Annotated in this window: 15 protein-coding genes and 1 tRNA gene; 2 read left to right on the top strand and 14 right to left on the bottom strand. The window is 61.7% G+C overall.

All coding sequences use genetic code 11. The annotated features are described in order from the left end of the window. Positions 1–354: 354 nt before the first annotated feature. The 12 genes from AC6R19_RS22195 to AC6R19_RS22140 all read right to left on the bottom strand — a co-directional run bounded on the left by AC6R19_RS22195 (position 355) and on the right by AC6R19_RS22140 (position 11,961). A tRNA-Ser gene (locus AC6R19_RS22195) sits at positions 355–444 on the bottom strand. A 292-nt stretch (positions 445–736) separates the two neighbouring features. Next, positions 737–931 (bottom strand): carbon storage regulator CsrA, encoded by a 195-nt coding sequence (csrA, locus tag AC6R19_RS22190; protein ID WP_091391203.1) that lies wholly within the window; start codon positions 929–931, stop codon positions 737–739. 282 nt (positions 932–1,213) lie between these two features. After that, on the bottom strand, positions 1,214–2,452 hold the full coding sequence (locus AC6R19_RS22185; protein ID WP_500582066.1) for an aspartate kinase: 1,239 nt from the start codon (positions 2,450–2,452) through the stop codon (positions 1,214–1,216). A 130-nt stretch (positions 2,453–2,582) separates the two neighbouring features. Continuing rightward, on the bottom strand, positions 2,583–5,228 hold the full coding sequence (gene alaS, locus AC6R19_RS22180; protein ID WP_500582065.1) for an alanine--tRNA ligase: 2,646 nt from the start codon (positions 5,226–5,228) through the stop codon (positions 2,583–2,585). Positions 5,229–5,309: 81 nt separating this feature from the next. Beyond that, complete coding sequence (locus AC6R19_RS22175; RefSeq protein ID WP_500582064.1) at positions 5,310–5,657, bottom strand: histidine triad nucleotide-binding protein; 348 nt, start codon at positions 5,655–5,657, stop codon at positions 5,310–5,312. Between the two features lie 4 nt (positions 5,658–5,661). Further along, entirely contained in the window at positions 5,662–5,847 is a 186-nt protein-coding gene (locus AC6R19_RS22170) for a Trm112 family protein (RefSeq protein WP_108734085.1), read from the bottom strand. Positions 5,848–6,073: 226 nt separating this feature from the next. Further along, complete coding sequence (locus AC6R19_RS22165; RefSeq protein ID WP_500582063.1) at positions 6,074–6,913, bottom strand: alpha/beta hydrolase; 840 nt, start codon at positions 6,911–6,913, stop codon at positions 6,074–6,076. Between the two features lie 53 nt (positions 6,914–6,966). After that, entirely contained in the window at positions 6,967–7,983 is a 1,017-nt protein-coding gene (locus AC6R19_RS22160) for a class I fructose-bisphosphate aldolase (protein ID WP_500582062.1), read from the bottom strand. Positions 7,984–8,059: 76 nt separating this feature from the next. Beyond that, complete coding sequence (gene glpK, locus AC6R19_RS22155; RefSeq protein WP_500582061.1) at positions 8,060–9,538, bottom strand: glycerol kinase GlpK; 1,479 nt, start codon at positions 9,536–9,538, stop codon at positions 8,060–8,062. Between the two features lie 77 nt (positions 9,539–9,615). Beyond that, complete coding sequence (locus AC6R19_RS22150) at positions 9,616–10,131, bottom strand: regulatory protein RecX (protein WP_500582060.1); 516 nt, start codon at positions 10,129–10,131, stop codon at positions 9,616–9,618. Next, the gene (recA, locus tag AC6R19_RS22145) at positions 10,132–11,166 is read right to left on the bottom strand and encodes a recombinase RecA (RefSeq protein ID WP_500582059.1); all 1,035 of its coding nucleotides are present in this window, start codon (positions 11,164–11,166) and stop codon (positions 10,132–10,134) included. A gap of 279 nt (positions 11,167–11,445) precedes the next feature. After that, positions 11,446–11,961 carry a CinA family protein gene (locus AC6R19_RS22140; protein ID WP_500582058.1) on the bottom strand — a complete coding sequence of 172 codons (516 nt, stop codon included), beginning with the start codon at positions 11,959–11,961 and terminating at the stop codon, positions 11,446–11,448. Positions 11,962–12,187: 226 nt separating this feature from the next. On the opposite strand from AC6R19_RS22140, the gene AC6R19_RS22135 reads away from it, so the two are divergent. Continuing rightward, positions 12,188–12,700, top strand: coding sequence for an RNA polymerase sigma factor (locus AC6R19_RS22135; RefSeq protein WP_500582057.1), 513 nt, complete (start codon positions 12,188–12,190; stop codon positions 12,698–12,700). Between the two features lie 51 nt (positions 12,701–12,751). Continuing rightward, on the top strand, positions 12,752–13,765 hold the full coding sequence (locus AC6R19_RS22130) for a FecR family protein (protein WP_500582056.1): 1,014 nt from the start codon (positions 12,752–12,754) through the stop codon (positions 13,763–13,765). Positions 13,766–13,802: 37 nt separating this feature from the next. Here AC6R19_RS22130 and AC6R19_RS22125 read toward each other — a convergent pair whose 3' ends face one another. Further along, positions 13,803–16,571 (bottom strand): TonB-dependent receptor domain-containing protein, encoded by a 2,769-nt coding sequence (locus tag AC6R19_RS22125; RefSeq protein ID WP_500582055.1) that lies wholly within the window; start codon positions 16,569–16,571, stop codon positions 13,803–13,805. A 728-nt stretch (positions 16,572–17,299) separates the two neighbouring features. Then, positions 17,300–17,863, bottom strand: a complete 564-nt coding sequence (locus AC6R19_RS22120) for a hypothetical protein (RefSeq protein WP_500582054.1) — start codon at positions 17,861–17,863, stop codon at positions 17,300–17,302. Positions 17,864–18,616: the final 753 nt, after the last annotated feature.

Genomic DNA, 18,616 nt, shown 5'->3' with positions numbered 1-18,616 from the left:
ACCTCCTGGAGCTCCGCGAAACCCTTCTCCAGCCTCGCAAGGCTGCTTCCGGTCCCGCTCGAAGTGGCGCGCATTATAGCGACCTCCTCGACCTTGGCAAGCTCTTTTTTGTGAGCTTTTTCCGCTGCAGAAACCACTCTAGAAAAGCGCTTTCCGAAGCGGCGAATCCGTTGCCGGCTTCGCTCAAGGTGGCGCGCATTATAGCGACCGCCTTTCTCCCCGCAAGCACTTTCTCAATGTTTTTTGAGAGCCACTTTCGAGGCGATTTGCGGAGCAGAAATTTTGACTCCGCAACTCCGGACATCGCTGCCCGGAGTCAAAAAAAACACCCTCTCGAAAGAGGGTGTTTTCAGATGGCGGTGAGGGAGGGATTCGAACCCTCGATGAGTGTTAACCCATACGCCCTTAGCAGGGGCGCGCCTTCAGCCACTCGGCCACCTCACCTTGTAATCTTCTGCTCACCGGAGCGGCTGCTCGCCTCCCGGGAGCGACCTCTCGCGGAGGCCTCCCGCCAGCCGCCAACCACTTCGTGGTGACCGCTGAAAGTGGACGGCATCATACCAACGGCGAGGCAAAAATCAATGGGGAATCAATAACTTTTTGGTGATCGGCCGCTTATAGCGCACTTATTGTACAGATGCCGTTCGCGCCCCGGGATTGGAAGCCAATACCCATCTCGCCGGCGGCCCCGCAATAAAAAAGGCCGGGATTCCCGGCCTTTTCCCAGCGGCAGCGACTACTCGTTGCCGCCCTCCTCGGAGGACTGTTTCTCGCGCTGGATACGCTGGTAGATCTCCTCCCGGTGTACCGCCACCTCTTTGGGGGCATTGACACCGATGCGCACCTGGTTGCCCTTCACCCCGAGCACGGTAACCGTCACATTGTCACCAACCATCAGCGTTTCGCCAATCCGGCGGGTTAAAATCAACATTACCTACTTCTCCTTGATCATCCTGTGATAGAGCGCAGCGGGATACTCCCTGGAGCTGCGCTTATGGTCATGATAACCGGATGGCGGCGCAAAAGGTCGAAAACTGCCCATCTCACTATTCAGTATTGCCCAGTCGATCAAAATCTCAACAGGTCGGACTCTACGCCAAATGACCGAATCGCTATAGATGGTTCGCGGCCGCCAAATCTCTGGTTATAGTTTCTCGCTAGCCCCCGTCCAGGAAATAGGGCGCTCGCGGTGGGCCCTATTTCTGGACGGAGGCTAGCCGGCTTCCCTGGGCTCCGAAAGTTCGAATTCGCTGTGCAGCGCACGCACCGCCAGTTCCAGGTAGCGCTCGTCGATGATCACCGAGATCTTGATCTCGGAGGTGGTGATCATCTGGATATTGATATTGTCCTCACCCAGGGCGCTGAACATGCGGCTGGCCACATTGGCGTGGGAGCGCATACCCACCCCGACGATGGAGACCTTGGCAATCTTGTCGTCGGTGACCACCTCTCTGGCGCCCAACTCATCCGCCACCCGCTGCAGCACGTCGCGGGCCTTGGCCAGGTCGTTGCGGTGCACGGTGAAGGTGAAGTCGGTGGTGCCGTCGACAGAACTGATATTCTGTACGATCACATCCACCTCGATATTCTCGGCGCCAATCGGCGCCAGGATACGGCAGGCCACGCCGGGGGTGTCCGGCACGCCGCGAATGGTCAACTTGGCTTCATCGCGGTTAAAGGCTATGCCGGAAACGACTGGCTGTTCCATCTCACTGTCTTCCTCATCCAGACTGATCAGCGTACCGCCGCCCTCTTCAAAGGTAGAGAGCACGCGCAGCGGTACCTTGTATTTGCCGGCGAATTCCACCGCACGGATCTGCAGCACCTTGGAGCCGAGGCTGGCCATTTCCAGCATCTCCTCGAAGGTGATACGGTCCAGGCGGCGAGCGCTGTCCACCACCCGCGGGTCGGTGGTGTAGACACCGTCCACATCGGTATAGATCTGGCACTCGGTGGCATCCAGCGCCGCCGCCAGGGCCACACCGGTGGTGTCCGAGCCGCCGCGACCGAGGGTGGTGATATTGCCCTCTTCATCCACCCCCTGGAAACCGGCCACTACGATCACCCTGCCCGCGTCCAGGTCGCGGCGCATGCGCTCGACGTCGATGCGCTGGATGCGCGCCTTGGTGTGGGCGTTGTCGGTCAGTATCTTCACCTGGCCGCCGGTGTAGGAACAGGCATCGTAGCCGCGCTTCTTCAGTGCCATGCTGAGCAGCGCAATGGTGACCTGCTCACCGGTGGAAACCAGAACGTCCAACTCGCGGGGGTCCGGCTTTTCCTGGATCTGGTAGGCGAGATCGATCAGGCGGTTGGTCTCGCCGCTCATCGCGGACAGCACAACCACCATCTCGTGGCCCTGGGCCCGGAAGGCCGCCACCTTGTCGGCCACCGCCTCGATGCGCTCGATAGAGCCCACCGAAGTGCCGCCGTATTTCTGCACGAACAAACTCATGGGGTCAGTGTTTCCTTACTACCGTGTGCGCGCTCGCAGTACCAATTCGCGCAAGCCGCGCACTAAATCACCAAACTTCGGTGAAATCAACTTGGAAGATATGCCAAATAGTCAAATTGGCCGAAATTAACTAGTTGAGCTGGTCCTCGACCCACTCCGGCACCTCTTTCAACATGGCCGGCAGCGCCGCCACATCGGTGCCGCCACCCTGGGCCATGTCCGGGCGGCCGCCGCCCTTGCCGCCCAATTTGCCGGCGGCAAAGCGCATCAGATCGCCGGCGGACACGCGATCGGTCAGGTCCTTGGTCACCGCCGCCACCAGGGCCACCTTGCCCTCTGCGGGCGCAGCCAGCAGCACGACACCGCTGCCCAGCTTGTTCTTCATCTGGTCGGCCAGGTCGCGCAGGGACTTGGGATCGGCACCGTCGATGGAGGCCGCCAGCAACTTCAGGCCGGCCACTTCCACCGCCTGGCTGGAGAGATCGCCGCCGGCACCACTGGCCAGCCTGGTCTTCAACTGGGCGATTTCCTTTTCCAGCCTGCGGTTGTTGGCCAGCAACTGCTCGACCTTGTCCGCCAATGTGTCCGGGCGCGCCTTCAGCAGTGTGGCGACATGCTCCAGGTGCTGCTGGGCCTGGTCGAACAGCGCCAGCGCGTGGGCGCCGGTCACCGCCTCGATGCGGCGCTGGCCAGAGGCGATGCCGCTCTCGCCGACGATGCGCAGCAGGCCGATATCGCCGGTGCGCTGCACGTGGGTGCCACCGCAGAGTTCCACGGAGAAGGCGCTGCCATCGTCGATTTCGCCCATGGACAGCACGCGCACGGTATCGCCGTACTTCTCACCGAACAGCGCCATGGCGCCCTTCTGCCTGGCGCTCTCGATATCGGTTTCTTCGGTGTGCACCGGCGTGTTGGCGCGAATCTGCGCATTCACCAGGGACTCGATCGCGTGCAGCTGCTTGGCAGTGACTGCCTCCGGGTGGGAGAAGTCGAAGCGCAGCCGCTCGGAGTCCACCAGGGAGCCCCTCTGGGTCACATGCTCCCCCAGCACCTTGCGCAGCGCGGCGTGCAGCAGGTGGGTGGCGGAGTGGTTCAGTGCCGTGGCCCGGCGCACATCGGCTGACACAGCCGCATCGACCTTGTCGCCCACGGCGATGGCGCCCTGCAAGACTTTGCCCTCGTGCAGGTGGTGCGCGCCCTGCTTGGTGCAGTCGCGCACCTCGAAGCGGTTGCCGTCAACGGCCAAAGCGCCCGCGGCTGGAGCGCCGGCGACTACTAAATAGCCGCTGTCGCCCACCTGCCCTCCGGACTCTGCGTAGAAGGGGGTGCGGTCCAGCACTATCGCGCCCTCTTCGCCCTCTTCCAGGCGCTGCACCTGTTCGCCGTCTTTGACGATGGCCACCACAGTGCCCTCGGCTTCGGTGGTCTCGTAGCCGACAAATTCGGTGGCGCCTGAAAGGTCCAGGGCGCCGGTGTAGTCCTGCTTGAACTTGCCCGCGGCGCGCGCCCTCTGGCGCTGGGCTTCCATCTCCCGCTCGTAACCGGCCATATCCAGGGTCAGGCCGCGCTCGCGGGCGATATCCTGGGTCAGGTCGGTGGGGAAGCCATAGGTGTCGTGCAGGGTAAATACCAGCTCACCGGGAATCTCGCTGCCCTCGAGGGATTGCAGCGCGTCCTCGAGCAGTGCCAGGCCCTTGTCCAGGGTCTTGGCGAACTGTTCCTCCTCCTTGCGCAGGGCGTTTTCGATCACCTGCTGCTTCTCGCGCAGCTCCGGGTAGGCGTCGCCCATCTGCTCCGCCAGCGCCTGCACCAGTTTGTAGAAGAAGATCTCCTGGTGGCCCAGCTTGTGGCCGTGGCGTACGGCGCGGCGGATGATGCGGCGCAGCACGAAACCGCGGCCCTCGTTGGAGGGCATGACGCCGTCGGCGATCAGGAAGGAACAGGAGCGGATATGGTCGGCGATCACCCGCAGGGACTTCTCCTCGAGGTCCTTGCAACCGACGATTTCACCGGCCGCCTTCAGCAGCGCCTGGAACAGGTCTATCTCGTAGTTGGAGTGCACGCCCTGCATCACAGCGGCGATGCGCTCCAGGCCCATGCCGGTATCTACCGAGGGCTTGGGCAGCGGGTGCAGTTCGCCGTCGGCGGTGCGCTCGTACTGCATGAACACCAGGTTCCAGATCTCGATATAGCGATCCAGGTCGTCGTTGTCGGATCCGGGCGGGCCGCCGGGCACGTCTTCGCCGTGGTCGTAGAAGATCTCGGAGCTGGGACCGCAGGGGCCGGTATCGCCCATCTGCCAGAAGTTGTCCTCGTCCAGGCGCGAGAAGCGCTCGGCGCTGACGCCCACTTCCTTCAGCCAGATATCCGCCGCCTCGTCGTCGCTGATATGCACGGTCACCCAGAGGCGCTCCTCCGGCAGCTCCAGCACCTTGGTCAGGAATTCCCAGGCGAAGCGGATGGCCTCGCGCTTGAAGTAGTCGCCGAAGCTGAAGTTGCCCAGCATCTCGAAGAAGGTGTGGTGGCGCGCGGTGTAGCCGACATTCTCCAGGTCGTTGTGCTTGCCGCCGGCGCGCACGCAGCGCTGGGAGCTGACCGCACGGTTGTAGGCGCGCTGCTCCTGGCCGAGGAAGGTGTCCTTGAACTGCACCATGCCGGCGTTGGTGAACAGCAGGGTCGGGTCGTTGCCCGGCACCAGGGAGCTGGAGGGCACTATGGTGTGGCCCTGCTCGGCAAAGTAATTCAGAAAGGCGTCGCGAATCTGTGCGCTTTTCATCCGGCGTAATTCCACTTCGTTGATTGAGATCTATCAGTCGGCGCCGCCGTATGCGGCACCTCGGCATTCAGTGCATTTCGACTATTCGGCCAGGCCCTGCTCCGGCATCTTCTTCTGCGCCAGCAGGTGGATGTGCAGGTGGAAGACGGTCTGTCCCGCGGCCTGCCCGTTGTTGACCACCAGGCGGAAGCCCTCGAGTCCCAATTTGCGCCCCAGTTCCGCCGCCACCCACATCAGGTGGCCGAGCAGCAGCTTGTCCCCGACTTCCGCATCGGACAGGTTGACCAGGGGCTTGCGCGGGATGATCAGCAGGTGGGTCGGTGCCTGCGGGGAGCGGTCCGGGATAACGATACACTGCTCGTCCTCGTAGACGCGCTCGACGGGAATTTCTCCCGAGACGATCTTGCTGAAGACGCTGGGCTCGGCCATAGGGCTACTTTTCCAGCTTTTCTTCGGCGGTCAGCTGGCGCGCTTCGGACTCCAGCATCACCGGGATGCCGTCGCGCACCGGGTAGGCCAGGCCGCTGGCCTTGCACACCAGCTCCTGGGTGTCCTCCCGGTACTCGAGCGGCGCCTTGCTCACCGGGCACACCAACAGGCTCAGCAACTTCTTGTCCATGTTCCACCCCACGAAAACCCCACGGCCCTGTGCCGGGGGTCAAAAATGACCGCGTATAGTACAACGGTTGATGGGGTTTTTCATCGTGCCTGCCGCAGGATCTGTGGGGAGTGGGGAGTGGGGAGTGGGGAGTGTAGGGTGGATAAGCGCTAAGCGCATCCACCACGGGGATCCGCCCCCCTCCCTGAGGGAGAGGGGAGCTGTTCTTTCAGGCTCCGCAGGGGGCTCAGCCGAACGCCGAGGCCTCCGGCATCGGCAGCAGGGCCTTCAGGTGCTGCAGCAGCAGCTCCCGCGCGCGCGGGCCCTCTTCGGCCTCGTTGAATACCTCGTGGTAGGCGTCGGGGAAGACATACAGTTCCTTGGCCTCGCTGCCCAGGCGCTCGAACCAGTCGCGGCAGGTGGTGCTGTCGACGATCCGGTCGCCGTCGGGGAGCAGTATCAGGCAGGGTTCGGTGATCTGCTCCAGGCGCGGATAGAGGTAGTCGCGCTCGCACAGGAAGGAGTCGAACCACTGCAGGGACACCCGCCCGTGCACCAGGTCGTCGGCCTTGTAGGCCTCGACGACGGATTCGTCGCGGCTCAGCCAGCGCGGATCCACCCGGTTGGGCAGAGTCAGGCTCGGGAAGAGTCTCACCAGCCGCTGCAGCAGCCACAGCTCCAGGCCACCGGGTTCATTGAGGCCGCGGAATCCGGGCGCCGACAGTATCAGGCTGTCGATGCCGCCGTAGCGGATGGCGCAGCCACAGGCGACGACGCCGCCCATGCTGTGGCCAAGCAGGTGCAGGCCGCGGCCGGCGTTGTCCCTTTTCACCAGGCGGATGAAGTGATGCAGGTCCTCGCTGTAGAGGGCGAAGTCGTCGATATGGCCGCGCACGCCGTCGGACAGGCCGTGGCCGTAGTGGTCCAGGGCGTAGACGCTGAAGCCGGAGCGGTTCAGGTACTGCGCCAGCTGCCGGTAGCGGCCGCTGTGCTCGCCGAGGCCGTGGGATATGACCAGAACGCCTAGCGCCCCCTCGACCCACCAGCGCCGGTAGTGGATTCGGTTTCCGCGGGTGACAAAGTCCATAGCTCTCTCCTCGCTCATCTCATTATTGTTATTTTTGCCCGCCAGAGATTACATCATTCCCGCTCCAGGCTCTCGCTATATTCCCCCAGCATCGCCAGGTGATTGAGCCGCGCCCGCTTCAGCAGCGCCTTCTGCGCCGCCGGGCCATTCTCGGCCCTGCCCTCCCAGGCCTTCAGCGCCGGCTCCTGCAATGCGCGCCCGTAGGAGAAGCTGAGCTGCCAGGGGGCCTGCCACAGCTGGTTGAGTGCGTTCAGGTTGGCGGTGGCCTCCTCGGGCCCCTGGCCGCCGGAGAGGAAATTGATACTGGGTACGGCGGCGGGCACAGCGCGGCGCAGACTGCGCATGGTGTACTCGGCCACCTGCTCCGGCGGCGCCTTCGCACACTCCTTCCCGGGCGTCACCATGCTCGGTTTCAGGATCATCAGCTCCAGTACCACACCGTGCCGGTACAGGGCGTGGAAGACCTCATGCCACACCTGCTCGTTCACCTCGGCGTCGCGCTCAATGCTGTGGTCGCCGTCCATCAGTACCTCCGGCTCCACTATCGGCACCACACCGACGGACTGGCACACCGCCGCGTAGCGGGCGAGCATTTCCGCATTGGCGGTCAATCCCAACCGGGTCGGGTTGTTGGGGCTGACCGGGTAGACCTCCCGCCACTTGGCGAATCGCGCGCCCTGTTCCTTATAGCCAGCCAGCCGCTCGGCGAGGCCGTCGAGGCCGTAGGTGATCATGTCCCCCGCAGCGCCGGGCAGCGGGCCCTTGCCCTTGTCCACCTTGATGCCGGGCACTATCTTCTGCGCCGCCGCCACCTGCGGTAGCGGGGTGCTCCTGTCGTCCACCTGGCCTAGGGTCTCCTCGAACAGGATCACCCCGCTGACAAACTCACCCAGCCCCTCCACCGACAGCAGCGTGGAGCGGTAGAAACGGCGGTTTTCTTCCGTCGATTCCACGCCAATCGAATCGAAACGCTTGGCGATGGTGCCGTTGCTCTCGTCGGCGGCCAGAATGCCGCGTCGACCGTCCACCATATCGTCGATGGTGCTCTGCAGCTCTTCGTTCACGGACATGGTTTTCACCTCCTTTCCCTGAGAATAGGCTGAACTGGTTGGCACTGTCGGCTATCACATTGCGAAGCCTCCCGGTTCAGAAGGCGCGGCAGGCGGCGACGGCCCTGCGCCAGCCGCTGAGCAGCCGCTCACGCTCTTCATCCGCCATCTTTGGCAAAAAGTCTCTCTCTATATCCAACAGGCTCTCCGGCAGCTCGCCGGCGCGCCAGATGCCGGCGCCGATCCCCGCCAGCAGCGCCGCGCCCACTGCAGTGGACTCTATCTGCTTCGGTCTCTCCACCCGCAGCGCGGAGATATCCGCCTGGAACTGCATCAGGAAATTGTTGGCGCTGGCGCCGCCGTCCACGCGCATATGGCGGATCGGCAGGCCCAGGGCCTCACCCATCAGCTGCGCCAGTTCGTCGCTCTGGTAGGCGATGGATTCCAGGGTGGCGCGCACCAGTTCGGCGCGGCCGGTGCCGCGGCTGAGGCCACAGATGGTGCCGCGCGCGGAGGAATCCCAGTGGGGCGCGCCCAGGCCGCTGAAGGCCGGCACCAGGTAGACGCCGCGGGTATCGGGCACGCCCTGGGCGATCATTTCGGTCTCCGCCGCCTGCTGGATCAGGCCCATCTCGTCCCGCAGCCACTGCACCGCCGAACCGGCGGTAAACACCGCCCCCTCCACCGCGTAGGCGGGCCGGCCCGCGGTGTCGCAGGCGATGGTCGCCAGCAGGCCCTCGGGCAGCTGCGGTCGCTCGGCGCCGGCATAGGCCAGCATGAAGCAGCCGGTGCCATAGGTGTTCTTGATATCCCCAGGTTTTGTGCAGCCCTGGCCGAACAGCGACGCCTGCTGGTCGCCGGCCACGCCGCAGATGGGTACTGTCGCACCGAGGAAGGATTCAGGATCCGTATCGGCGAAGTGGCCGGCGGACGGCTGTATTTCCGGCAGCAGGGATTCCGGACAGTCGAACAAGTCCAGCAACTCGGTATCCCAGCGTTTCTCGTCCAGGTTGTACAACAGGGTACGGCTGGCATTGGTGTGGTCGGTCAGGTGGGTGCGGCCACCGCTCATCTTCCAGATCAGCCAGCTGTCCACTGTGCCAAAGCAGAGTTCGCCGGCCCTGGCACGCCGCAGCAGTTCCGGCTGGTCGTGGAACAGCCACAGCAGCTTGCTGGCGGAGAAGTAGGCATCCAGCACCAGGCCGGTCTTCTCGCGCAGCCAGTCGGCCTTGCCGGCATCGGCCAGCTCCTTACAGATCTCCGCCGAGCGGCGGCACTGCCAGACGATCGCCGGACACACCGGTTCGCCTGTCTGCCTGTCCCACAGGATGGTGGTTTCCCGCTGGTTGGTGATGCCGATGGCCGTCAGGCCGGAAGCATTGATACCTGCGCGCTCCAGCGCGGCGGTGCAGACGCGCTGGGTGACCCGCCAGATTTCCTCGGCTTTCTGTTCCACCCAGCCGGGCTGGGGATAGTAGTTGGGAAGTTCGGAGTAGCTGCGGCCGATCAGGGCGCCGCTGTCGTCGAATATGAAGGCGGTGGTGCCGGTGGTGCCCTGGTCGATGGACAGGATCATAGGGACTTCTCGCGCTTATTATTCTCAACCTCATCATTACTGTAGGAGCGGCGGGGCGGATGGCCGCCCCGCCGCTCCTACAGACCCGGGTCAGAGTATAAGTCGGAATCTCCTGCGTCCAGGGCCCAGTTGATGGCATCGGCGGGAAAACCGCGGTAGGCGAGATAGCGCTGGCGCCGCGCGCGCTCTTTCATCTGCTGCTCGCGCGGCAGCGCGGCGCTGACGGGGGTGCGGAATTTGCGCTGCAGCTGCTCGGCAGCCAGCGCAAACCAGTCCGCCTCCAATTGCTCCAGCGCGCCGGCAATCAGCTCGTTGCCGATACCGCGCTGCTGCAGCTCGCGGCGAATCCGCAGCGGACCCTGGCCGCGCTGCACACGCGAACGGGCGAAGACTTCGGCGAAACGCCGGTCGGACTGGTAATTGAGTTCCTGTAATCGCTCAAACAGAGCATCGAAGTCGGCGCCGGGGAACTTGTCCGCGAGTTTCTGCCTCAGTTCGAGGCGGGAGTGCTCGCGGCGGGAGAGCAGCTCAAGCGCCGCGCCAAAGAGCGCCTGAGCCTCGTCGGTATTGGAAAAATCGACGGAGGAAGACACTTACTCTTCCGGCGCTTCAGCAACCGCTTCCGGCTTGGCCGGCACCAGGTCGCCCAGCAGCTGCGCGCGCAGCTGGCCCTCGATCTCGTCGCGGACCTCCCGATTTTCCGTCAGGAACTTCACCGCATTGGCCTTGCCCTGGCCTATCTTGTCGCCCTTGTAGCTGTACCAGGCGCCGGCCTTGTCGATCAGGCCCAGCTTGACGCCGTAGTCGATGATCTCGCCCAGCAGGTTGATGCCCTGACCGTACATGATCTGGAACTCAGTCTGTTTGAACGGCGGTGCCACCTTGTTCTTGACCACCTTCACGCGGGTCTCGTTGCCCACCACCTCGTCGCCCTCTTTGACGGAGCCGATGCGGCGGATATCCAGGCGCACGGAGGAGTAGAATTTGAGGGCGTTACCGCCGGTGGTGGTCTCCGGGGAGCCGAACATCACACCGATCTTCATGCGGATCTGGTTGATGAAGATACACAGGGTGTTGGTGTTCTTGATATTGCCGGTCAGCTTGCGCAGGGCCTGGGACATCAGGCGCGCCTGCAGGCCCACGTGGGAATCGCCCATCTCGCCCTCGATCTCCGCTCGCGGGGTCAGGGCCGCCACCGAGTCGACCACCAGCACGTCCACGGCACCGGAGCGCACCAGCATATCGGCCACTTCCAGCGCCTGCTCGCCGGTGTCCGGCTGGGACACGATCAGCTCGTCCACGTTGACACCCAGCTTCTCCGCGTAGATGGGGTCCAGCGCGTGCTCGGCGTCGACGAAGGCACAGGTGCCACCCTTGCGTTGGGCCTCGGCGATGACCTGCAGGGTCAGGGTGGTCTTACCGGAGGATTCCGGACCGTAGATCTCGACGATACGGCCGCGGGGCAGACCGCCGATCCCCAGGGCCACGTCCAGGCCCAGGGAGCCGGTGGAGATCGCGGGAATGCGCTCGCGCTCCTTGTCCCCCATACGCATAACCGTACCCTTGCCGAACTGGCGCTCGATCTGAGACAGCGCCGCCTGCAGTGCCTTGTCTTTGTTGGAATCCATGACCCTTCCCGTGTGTTTGAGCGTTGTTAGTTGGGGGCAAGCTTATCGAAGGATTACTGTATAAGCAACCAGTGATGTGGGGACTGGGGGATTGTGCAGGTTGGGGTGGGTTCCGCGACAAATTTGCCGTGTAGTGGCATAGTGAATTTGAACGCCGTAGGCGCCCGAAGAGCGAGCGCCAGGGACGGCGCAAGTCAGCCCCAACATTGCGGCGCCCCTGTGTTGGGCTGGGCTTCGCTGCACTCAGCCCAACCTACATTCGATGCGTAGATCCTGCTCTTATTGCGGATGCGCCCGTACCAGCTCCAACATTCCCTTCAGCGCCTCGACCACCGTCTGCCGTTGAATCTCCGCGCGGTCGCCGTCGAAGTGAAAGCATTTGGCATCGATATCCACCGGCTCCTGCCCCTCGGCGTTGGCCCAGGCGATCCACACTGTACCCACCGGCTTCTCCTCGGTGCCGCCGTCCGGGCCGGCGACACCGCTGACCGCCACCGCCACATTGGCATCCATCATCGCCAGTGCGCCGCTGGCCATCTGCCGCGCCACCTCCTCGCTGACCGCACCGAGAGCCTCCAGATCCTCCTCCGACACCGCCAGCATGTCGCGCTTGATGCGGTTGGCATAGCTGACCAGCGAGCCCTCGAACCAGTTGGAGGCACCGGGCACCGCGGTGATGGCTGCGGCTATGCCGCCGCCGGTGCAGGACTCCGCCGCAGTGGCGTGCCAGCCGCGCTTTTCCAGCTCGCCACCCAGAGACCGTGCCAGCTCGAAGATATCCAGGTCCCGATTCATCCACTTACTCCACGATTCCAGACAGGCAAGAATAGCCCCAATACGCACAGGCAGGAACGCCCCACCAAAAAACTATAAAACAACAATAACTGATAATAATTTTTTATGACGCCTATCACACCCTTCTCACGTCTTTGGTTTAAAAACGGGCTCCGGGAGTTGTTCGGCAGGGAAGCAGGCACCTCGAGATGACAAGCGGATTACTGCGCATAGAAGTTGGACCGAAATGGACAAGCTGAAAGCAGCCAACGAAGACGTGTTCCTGGGACTCTCAGCGGAAAAGCCGAAGCTTCTGAATTTTATTCGCAAGCGCGTGCGCAATGCACAGGAGACAGAGGACATTTACCAGGAAGCCGTTGCGCGATTCACCAGGCAGCTTCGGGCGGGCGGGCAACCCGACAACCCCGTCGGCTACCTGTACCGCATCGTCATCAACATCATCAACGACGACCTGCGCCACAGGCAGTATACCGACAGTACAGAGCCGCTGCACGAGGACATCAGCTGCCAGGGCCCACAACCGGAGCAACAGGTGAATGACCAGCAACGCCTGGCCCTGTTCGTCAAACAACTGAATGCCCTGCCGGCCACAACCAGAAATATTATCGTGATGAGAAAACTACACGGAAAAACCAATGTAGAGATAGCCAGGTTATTGGGCATCTCAGTCAAGGCGGTGGAAAAACAGCTCAATCGCGCATTAAAAGCGATTGAATCCAAGATGGCACAGCATTTTTAACCTCCGGAAGCTGGCCGTTGCAAATGTCGGATTCCAGGAGGTAAAAACCCTATGAACAGAGAATACAAACTCAGCGCCGAAGAAGAAGAAAAAATCTACCACTGGCTGGTACACGGTGGCATGGATATGGCAAGTGCCGAGGGGCGCGAGCGCTTCCAAGCCTGGCTGCGGAAAAAGCCGGCCAGGCAGTACAAGGCCAGGGTGGTGGAAAATATCTGGAACCACCCCGACTTCGAACAGGCAATCACACTGGTCGACAGCACTCGGGACACCAGGCCGGCGCAGCTGTGGAAAACCAGGAATCCAGCCGGGCAGCCATGGTACCTGGCCGCCGCTGCGAGTTTTCTGATCGCTATAACAACAACGCTGATTCACAATATGAACACCTCAAACAACGCTATCAGCCAGGTCTACCAGACGGAACCCAAGCAGTTGAGCAGCAACAGGCTCATCGATGGCAGCATCCTGGACCTGAGCGCAACCACCAAGGTTGCCGTGAGCTATACCGACCGCCGCCGGCGCATACGTCTGTATAACGGCGAGGCCCAGTTCACCGTCGCCAAGGACCCCGACCGCCCCTTTATCGCGGAATCCAGGCAGGCTTCGATACAGGCGCTCGGCACCGTGTTCAATGTGGACCAGCGCTTCGGCGTCACCGAACTGACCGTACTCGAAGGCAGAGTGTCGGCGAGCCCGATCAGGCAGCCCGACATCGCAGTTACCGTATCCGCGGGTGAAATGCTGCGGATTACCGAAAACGCCACCGGCGCCGTGAGGAAGTTCGACCTGGAAGGCTACAAGAGTTGGATTGACGGTTACGCACAGGTGGAGAACCTGCGCCTGTCGGAACTGCTGGCGGAATTCAACCGCTTCTCCGATATCCCGCTGGTGGCCAAGGGCTACGATACCGGCAACCTGACCGTCAGCGGCAGCTTCGACCTGCGGGAAATCGAAAACAATATCCGCATACTTGCCAGGCTGCACAACCTGAATATCGAGCGCAGCGATTCGGGCATAGTACTGGAAGCGCCCGAGGCGAAGGCGGCTGAGCGCCGCAGCCCGTAACAGGCCCCCTCCCCCAAGCGGGAGAGGGGAGCCAAATTCAAAAACCCACCGCCAAACGCAACTCGTATTTCCGCCCCTCGCGGTAAGCCAGATAGATCTGCCCGCCCTGGGCATAGCGGTGCTCGTCGTCGAGCAGGTTATCCACCGTCAGGGTGCCGTGCACCCCGGGCATAATGCGCCAGTTCCAGCTGAGCGCCAGGCTGTCGTGGGTGTTGCGGTACACCGGGGGAACCTTATAGGTATTGCTGACGATAAAGAGCTCCTCCCCGGCGCGCTTGTACAACAGTGACACACTGCGGTCACTCTCCAGGTGCCGGTACTGCAGCTGCAGGCTGCCCAGGTAGTCCGGCTGGCCCTGCAGCGGCCTGCGCTGCCCTCCCCGCTCCAATTCCGGCGGAATCTCCACTTCAGAGAACATATTGGAATAGCTGGATTTCAGCTCCAGCTTGTGAGAGCCGGAAAAAATTCTTTCGTAATCCAGTTCCAGTTCATAGCCGTAGAGTGTCGCCGTGTCGGTGTTGACGTAGGTATAGATATCGAAGGTGCGGTTACCCTCGATCACCGGGTCGAAAAACACCCCCTCGATGGCATTGTCGATACGCTTGTAAAAGCCGAGCAGCTTGGCCTGCAGGCCGCGGTCTTCATCGTCGAACTGCCACCGCAGATCCCAGTTCTCCGCCGCCGCCACTTCCAGGTGCGGGTTGCCGGTCACCTCTATGCGCAGGTCGATATCCTCGTAGCGCCGCGGCATCAGCTCGTTGACGCCGGGCCAGGCCACCGTCTGGCTGTAACCCAGGCGCAGATCCTGGCCATCGGATGGGGAAAAGTTCACCGCGGCGGAGTAGAGATTCCGGCGCTCGTCCAGCAGCGACACCCAGCCCTGCGGCTGCGCATCCCAGAAATCCGCCGCCACGCTGTCGCCCTCCCGTCGCGCCCCCAGCAAAAACTGCCAGCGGTCGCCGTAGCGGCTATCCGCCAGCAGATAACCGGCGCGGTTGCGGTGTTCGGCGGCATAGAAGTCCCCGTCCAGCTCCGGTGGATTCAGTATCCATTTCGGTTGATTCTCCAGCAGGAAGCCATCGGAGTCCGGCGTACCGAGAATGGTCTCCGGGGTCAGGATATCGCCGGGGTTATTCCGCTCCATCAGTTCCCGGTCGGCATCGATGGCGCCCCTGGCGATAAAGGTGTAGCCGAGGAGGTAGCCATCCTGGCGCGCGCCCAGCGCCTCCAGCCCCGCTTCCACCTCCCCGGACCAATCCTCCCCGAGCCAGCGGTAGGAGGCGTTCAGGCCCGCGCTCAGGGTATCCTCTCGCATATCCTCCCAGCCCACGCGGAAGCCGCCGTAGCCCGGGTCGAAGGTGTAGGATGACGAATAGCTGTTGCGCAGGTAGCGATAGCTCACATCATAGGGACGGGAATAGCCGGAGCGCGCGGACGTCAGGTGCCAGTCGACGGCGACATTCTCCTCGGTGCCGACAAAGTGGCTGCCGTAGAGCTGCCCCAGCGCCATCTGCATTTCCGTCCAGTTGAACAGGCTGCGCAGGGCTCCGCCGCCGTCGGTTTCACCCAGCGCGTTATATTCACGGGATTCGATCTGTTCCGTGTGGTTGTTGCTCTGGCGCAACAGCAGAAAATTGGCGCCCAGGTGGTGCCGGCCCTCCAGGCCGTAGCCCAGGGCCAGCAGCGCATTCGTATTGATGAGGTTGTCCAGGCGCCGATGGGTGGAATCCTCGGTGGCGAAAATGATATCCCGCTCCCCGCCCTCTCCATCCGGCTCGACAACACGCCGGTTCAGTACCTGGGAGTGCAGGTCCAGCTGGCGCCACTGGTTCCGGTAGCCCAGGGAGGCGCTGACGCCCCAGCTGTGGGAATCCCGCTGCCAGTAGTGCCCGCCGCTCAAACTGAAGAAACCATCCGCACCCGCCCTGCCGTTGTAGAGGCCGTAGTCCCGGGGCACCGCCTCGCCCGCCGCCTCCCGCTGCGCGGCGGGCCAGTCCTGGGGCCTGCCCAGTCTGGCCCCATCGGCAATCGCCTGCGGTAAGTCGCGGCCGCCGTCGTCGTAACCCAGCCAGTCCCTGTCGCCCACGTAGCCGCGGATCACCTCCGCCCCGGTGGTGCCACTGCGATAGCCACCGCCGGATACCAGGGTCAGGGCGTTTTCCTCGGGAATGCGCCGGGTCTCGATATTCACCACACCGGCGCTGGCATTGCCCGGCGCATCGGCAAACACCGATTTGCGCAGGTCCACGTGGTTCAGGATATTGACCGGGAAGATATCCATGGGCACCCGCTGGGTGGAAGGCTCCAGGCTCGGGATCACCGCGCCGTTGAGGCGCACCGACTGGTAGCGGCCGGCCATGCCGCGGATCACCGCGTAGCGCTGCTGCTCCATCTTCACCCCGGAGATCAGCGCCAGCGCCGAGCCCAGGTCGGTAATGCCCAGGGCATTGATGCGGTTGTAGTCGATCACCGCATCCGCCCCGCCCCGGTAGTTGCCGTAACTGCTGCCGATACCCGCCTCCGCGTTGCCACGGTCGAAACTGCGCCCCACCACAACCACCTCTGCCAGGCTCTCCCGCTCGGACTTCTCCGCCGGAGCCTCCGTTTCTTTCTCCTGCGGCCGGTAGACGACCATGGTGTCGCCGATCACCTGATAGACAAGCCCCTGCGGCTCCAGTAACCGGCGCGCGCGCAACTCCAGCGGCCCACAGTCCGGCTGCAGCGCAACGCGCACTCCACCCACCAGCACGGGATTGGTGACCAATCGGTAGCCGAAATCCGCGGCCAGCGCATGCAGCGCAGACATCAGGCTCGATTCTGTATCTGCCACATAGGCGGGGCTTTGTTCCGCAGCCTCAGGCAAACAGGGCTGCGCAACGGCCGGCACGGCCGGGAAAAGGCCGAGCAGGCCAAAAAAATGGCACGATAGCGCCAGCGAGCGCAGTGGGAAGGCAGAGGGATTATCCAGAAGTTACCCCGGCAACCGCTTATTGGGAGATTTTTGATTACGGCCCTCCCGATGGTCGCAAAGGCTTATTGCAAAAAAATGACAACGAAAGACAAATAGCCGCCTGTACCCACATGAAAAAAAAGCGCAGACCAGGCTGCGCATCAATTGGGGGCGCGGGGTCACGACACACCGCCACCTACCATTCTCACTGCCAAATGGGAAGCGAACCAATGGAGAGAGACATTCATTTGTGGGTATATGTGGCACTCGCACAGTAAAGGTCATCACAACACCCGCAAACCTAAAGACGGAATTCAATTCGGTTGGCGACAAGCGATCATTCGTTTTTCTTTACGAAACCAACGCTTGCGGGAAAATCCGGGGCAATCGAAGGAGGGAATACATTCATTCCTTTCAACCGGACACATCCGTATGCCGGCTATTGCGGTCTGGGGGAGTCAATCTACTTTTTGCCCAAACCTCCCTCTTCCAGAAACCCGTCTTTCCAGGCTGTAACGATCTTCACCAAGTCCCTTATCGCCTGGAAAACAGGAACACACCGGACTGCTGTTACCACCTTAGCTTCAAAGGCTCGCACTGGACTCCGCGCTGGCAAAGATCTGCACACCGCTGAAGTTGTAGGTTCCCATGGGCTCAACACCCAGCAGGCAGCTCAGTGTCTGCAGCGGCTCTTTGCTGAGCGCCGTCATGATCACCTCGTCTCCGGCAGACTCGCCAAAATTGACCGACCCCTTGTAAGCACCGAGGGGAGCGCGATCTCCAATGGCCGGCTGCAGGGTGACGAAATCGAGCTTGCCGTAGTTCCACTGAACAAACTGGGTCAGGGAGAAGCTCTGCAGTGCGCAATTGGCATTACCGCTGCCAGCGAATGACACCACAGCCTCAACCCCCTCTACCGGGCCATTCTCGTCCGCGCAGGCGGAGATAGTGGCCTCGCCGTAAACCTCATGCGCGCCATCCTCCGCAGTCAGCGGGCCCTGGAATGATAGATAACCGGAAATGGCACACATCCGGCCACTGACATCCTGAGCCTGTACGGAACCGGCAGTGAACAGCGACACCCCCAGAACAACAGCAGTAAGACCAAAAATTTTGGAGAAATCCAAAGCAACAATTACTTTTTTCATCACAAGCTCCACTTAATGGAATTAGATAGATAGTGTTTATCAGAAGAGAACTTCAGACATATACCCTTGGAACTGCTTATCCACGGTGACAGATAAACTACAGAAGAAATATTTCAACCGTATTCCCCCTTAAAAACAAATAGCTATCCAAAACCATAAGAAATGGAAAATAGAATATTAAAAACCGACCATAGACGACAAAATGGAAATATGGCGACATTAAATTTATATTTAATTACCGTAACTACTTCCCCTTGCAGGAGCCTGCCTGCAGGCGAACAATAACAGAGCTCCGTAGCCATTCGCCTGCAGGCAGGCTCCTACAAGGTAGTTCCCTTGAGTCGGAGCTGGTTCCTTGTGGGTAAGTAGTTACCAACAACCAAACAACAAACCACAGGGAATGAAATCAATAAATCCCACGCGGATTCAACTTTGAAATGCAATCCATTCTGCAATCACGACCTGGCTACCAGCCAAATCAAAGTCAGAATTGTAGGGGCGAACCTTGTGCTCGCCCAACCCTGCCCTGGTCGAACGCAAGGCTCGCCACCACAACCGAACCGAAATTCGACTCCCAACAAACCCCAGAAACAAAAAAGCGCAGGCAATAACGCCTGCGCTCAAGAAAGACCGGAATCTTACTTACTACCTAGGCGGCAGCAAAGGATACAGCCGCCTCTTGGAAAAATGATTTCACGAGTTTCTTGTTTTTCTTGATGCTCTGCAAATCTTTGTTGGCACGACTCATCAAAG

The sequence above is a fragment of the Microbulbifer sp. SE14 genome (assembly GCF_059834885.1).
Note: the sequence above shows the minus strand (reverse complement) of the source record. Positions and strands in the feature narration are given on the sequence as shown.

Bases quoted from the DNA above. Each gene is read 5' to 3' on its own strand.
- AC6R19_RS22185 (WP_500582066.1), bottom strand. From the start codon at position 2,452: ATGAGTTTGTTCGTGCAGAAATACGGCGGCACTTCGGTGGGCTCTATC.
- recA (WP_500582059.1), bottom strand. From the start codon at position 11,166: ATGGATTCCAACAAAGACAAGGCACTGCAGGCGGCGCTGTCTCAGATC.
- AC6R19_RS22175 (WP_500582064.1), bottom strand. From the start codon at position 5,657: ATGGCCGAGCCCAGCGTCTTCAGCAAGATCGTCTCGGGAGAAATTCCC.
- glpK (WP_500582061.1), bottom strand. From the start codon at position 9,538: ATGATCCTGTCCATCGACCAGGGCACCACCGGCACCACCGCCTTCATA.
- AC6R19_RS22120 (WP_500582054.1), bottom strand. From the start codon at position 17,863: ATGAAAAAAGTAATTGTTGCTTTGGATTTCTCCAAAATTTTTGGTCTT.
- AC6R19_RS22170 (WP_108734085.1), bottom strand. From the start codon at position 5,847: ATGGACAAGAAGTTGCTGAGCCTGTTGGTGTGCCCGGTGAGCAAGGCG.
- csrA (WP_091391203.1), bottom strand. From the start codon at position 931: ATGTTGATTTTAACCCGCCGGATTGGCGAAACGCTGATGGTTGGTGAC.
- AC6R19_RS22165 (WP_500582063.1), bottom strand. From the start codon at position 6,913: ATGGACTTTGTCACCCGCGGAAACCGAATCCACTACCGGCGCTGGTGG.
- AC6R19_RS22160 (WP_500582062.1), bottom strand. From the start codon at position 7,983: ATGTCCGTGAACGAAGAGCTGCAGAGCACCATCGACGATATGGTGGAC.
- AC6R19_RS22130 (WP_500582056.1), top strand. From the start codon at position 12,752: ATGAACAGAGAATACAAACTCAGCGCCGAAGAAGAAGAAAAAATCTAC.
- alaS (WP_500582065.1), bottom strand. From the start codon at position 5,228: ATGAAAAGCGCACAGATTCGCGACGCCTTTCTGAATTACTTTGCCGAG.
- AC6R19_RS22135 (WP_500582057.1), top strand. From the start codon at position 12,188: ATGGACAAGCTGAAAGCAGCCAACGAAGACGTGTTCCTGGGACTCTCA.
- AC6R19_RS22140 (WP_500582058.1), bottom strand. From the start codon at position 11,961: ATGAATCGGGACCTGGATATCTTCGAGCTGGCACGGTCTCTGGGTGGC.
- AC6R19_RS22125 (WP_500582055.1), bottom strand. From the start codon at position 16,571: ATGTCTGCGCTGCATGCGCTGGCCGCGGATTTCGGCTACCGATTGGTC.